At 73.6% G+C, this 2,972-nt stretch carries 2 protein-coding genes and 1 pseudogene; all 3 read right to left on the bottom strand.

Annotation, left to right across the window (positions count from 1 at the left end; all coding sequences use genetic code 11):
- A pseudogene (locus ACTIR_RS0103855) lies at positions 1–883 on the bottom strand (TIGR02680 family protein); the annotation flags it as partial.
- Positions 884–896: 13 nt separating this feature from the next.
- On the bottom strand, positions 897–2,105 hold the full coding sequence (locus tag ACTIR_RS0103850) for a TIGR02678 family protein (RefSeq protein WP_026453280.1): 1,209 nt from the start codon (positions 2,103–2,105) through the stop codon (positions 897–899).
- On the bottom strand, positions 2,102–2,972 hold an 871-nt coding region (locus tag ACTIR_RS21595; RefSeq protein WP_084789306.1), incomplete at its 5' end, for a TIGR02677 family protein. The genes ACTIR_RS0103850 and ACTIR_RS21595, both read right to left, overlap by 4 nt.

The following is a 2,972-nucleotide window of genomic DNA, read 5'->3' as shown; positions in this document are numbered from 1 at the left end:
AGGCGGTCACACCCGCGGCGGCGGCGCGCAGCACCCGGCGGGCGTAGGTGCGCTGGCGTTCGGCGACCCGACGTGCCGCGTCGGCCTCGGCGTCGAGCTGCGCGAGACGTTCCCGCTGCCGGTCCAGCCGCTCGAACCCCTCGGCCAGCTCGGCGATGTCCTCCTCGTCCAACGGCGGCAGCGCGTGCGAGAGCAGTGTGGACAGCAGCGCCGGGTCGAGCCGCTGGGAGAGCTTCGGCATCCGCAGCTGCAGCAACGCGGTGATCAGCGCGTCGTAGCGCTGTTCGGACAGCCCCGGGAACAACGTCTGCCGCACCGCGGAACGGTAGTCGCCGCGGTGCTCGTGCACCGTGCCGTGCTCACCGAGCGCCTCGGCCAACGCGGAGGGCGTCAGCGGCTGCCCCGACTCGTTCGTCAGCTCCAGGTCCTCGCCGACCCTGCGGGTGGTGGTGAAGAACGTGGCCTTGACCCCGCTGGTGTTCGCCGTGGCCTGCAACCGCGCGCCACAGGTGAACCACGCGTCCCGCTCCGGCAGCCACGCGCACTCCAGCCACACGTACCCGACCCGGGTCTTGCCGGTGGCGCCCTCACCCATCAGGTTCCAGTGCATCGTCCGCTCGGACGTGCCGAACGTGGACAGCCGGTTCGGCTTCAGGCTCGCGTCGAACAGGAACGGCAGCAGCAGTTCCAACGCCTTCGACTTGCCCGTGCCGTTCGGCCCACGCAGCAGCACCCGGCCGTCGTGGAAGGAGAACACCTCGTCGTAGTAGCGCCACACGTTCAGCAGACCGGCCCGCTGCGGCTGCCAGCGCGGCGCGCGGGCGGCGGCGTCGGGCGCGTCCTCGGTGGGATCGGGGCGCTGCGGGAACTCGGTGACGGTCACGGATCTCCCTCGCTCACTGCCGGATCTCGGTGACGGTGTAGCGGGCGGCGGCGGGCAGCGCACGCACCCGGCCCGCCTCCCGCGCGGCCAGGCCGAACGTCGTCAGCACCGACAGCGACTCGGACACCAGCCGCGCCGGCCCGTCGTCGTCGCGGTACTGCCGCGCCCAGTGCGGATACTCCCGCAGCAGGCCGCTCGCCTCGGCGTGCAACTGCTCGACCGTCAGCCCCGTGTCGGCGGCCACCAGCCGGTCCAACACCAGCAGCGCCGCCCCGCCGACGGTGCCGCTGCCGCCGGGGAACGTGCGGTCGGTCGCGAGCGCGTCCGGGTCGACGAGCAGATAACCCTCGGCCCGTTCCTCCAGCACGAACCCGGCCTGCTCGGCCGCCGCGCGCAGCAACTGGCGGCCCCGCGGGTTGCGCAGGTACGCGCGCTGGTCCTCGGTCAGGTCGGCGTCGTAGAGCACGGGGTCATCGAACAGCCGACGGAAGATCGAGTGCCGCAGCCACAGGTTGCGGCGCACGTCCGTGGTCGGCGACTCCCCGTCGCCGTACCGGGGCTCCCGCAGCAGCCCGTCCACCAGCTCGGGCCAGCGCAGGCCCACCTCCTCCGGCGGCACCGGGCTGCGCGACGGCCCGCTCGGCGCGGCCAGCAGCCGCAGCACCAGCGTGGTGTCCACCCGGTAGAGCACCTTCGCCTCCCGGGAGTCCACGAACGACTCGGTCACCCCGTCCACCGTGGTCAACGCGCCGAACGACTCCAGCAGCCGCAACACGTCCACATACGCCTTGCGCTCGCCGTGCCGGGCGGTGTCGAACGTGTCCAGCGCGTCGTCGGTGGCCGTGGCCTGGCGCACCCGGTCGGCCAGCAGACCGATCGTGGTCACCGGACCGGACAACAGCTCCGCCGCCACCACACACAGCAGGGTGTAGCGCCTGCGGTCGAACGGCGCCCGGTTCGACCGGGACCGCCGCGCGGGCCGCGTCTCGTCCGGCCGGCGGATCTTCGCCAGCCGCGCGTAGCCGAGGCGCGGCTCCACCGTCAACGGCCAGCCGCAGTTGTAGTCGAACCACAGCTCGATCGGCTGCTGCCGCCTGCGGACCAGGTCGAACGCCTCCGGCTCGTGCTGCTTGGTCAGCAACGGCCTGCCCAGCAGCAGCCGGATACCCCGGGCCACCTCCTCCTGCTCGGCCGCGACGAGCTGGTTGCCCAGATTGCTCACGTGCCCGTCTCCTCGTGCGGGGGAAACCCGTCGGGGGCGCCGGACGCACCACCGCCCCCGGGCGAGTCGGTGCCCCCAAACGAGTCGGACACAGCACCCTGTCCGTTACCCACCAGCCCGGGCGCGCTGATGTCCACCAGATAGTCCGGCCCGGTCAACACCCCACGCGCGGTGCGCAGCGTCGCCACGGCCCCCTCCCGGGGGGCACGCAGCACCACCTCCACCTTCCCGTCCGGGGTGCTCGCCCGCCGCACACCCGTACTGTCCGGCCGGGCCGCCAGCGCACGCCCGAGCAGGTCCAACAGCCGCTCGAACGTCGCCTGCTCCAACGTGCCGAACGCCGACAGCCGCACCGGCCCCTCGGTGCCCAGCCGGGCCATCGCCAAGCGCAGTTCTTCCTGCTGCACACGGGCCCGTTCGGCACGCTGCCGCTTCAGCGCGTCCACGTCGCGCACCCGCCCGGTGCGGGCCACCTTCTCCGCGCGTCCCGCCGTGCGCAGCAACGGCGACACCGGGACCGACGGCGCGTCCCGCCACGGCACCCCGGTGGGCACCAGCTCCGGATCCGGGTGCGTCAGATGCGCGTGCCGCGCCGGACCCAACCCGAACGCCGCCGAGAACAGCCGGTGACAGTCGTCCTCCGACGGCGCGTGCGCGAACCACCGCGCCAACTCCCGGAAGTCGGCGACCGCACTGCTCGCCCGACGGCGCGACTCGGTGATCCGCTCCAACACCTGCAACAACGTGGTGATCGCCCGCCGGGCCACCAGCCGCAGGTTCTCCACCCGCGGCGGCGCACCGTCCGCACCCGGCAGGAACCACGCCCGCAGCCCCGTCCACCGGCTGCGCCGCTGCGCCAGCCACGCG

Origin of the sequence: Saccharomonospora iraqiensis subsp. iraqiensis, from assembly GCF_000430445.1 — a bacterium.
GTDB classification, from domain to species: domain Bacteria; phylum Actinomycetota; class Actinomycetes; order Mycobacteriales; family Pseudonocardiaceae; genus Saccharomonospora; species Saccharomonospora iraqiensis.
Note: the sequence above shows the minus strand (reverse complement) of the source record. Positions and strands in the feature narration are given on the sequence as shown.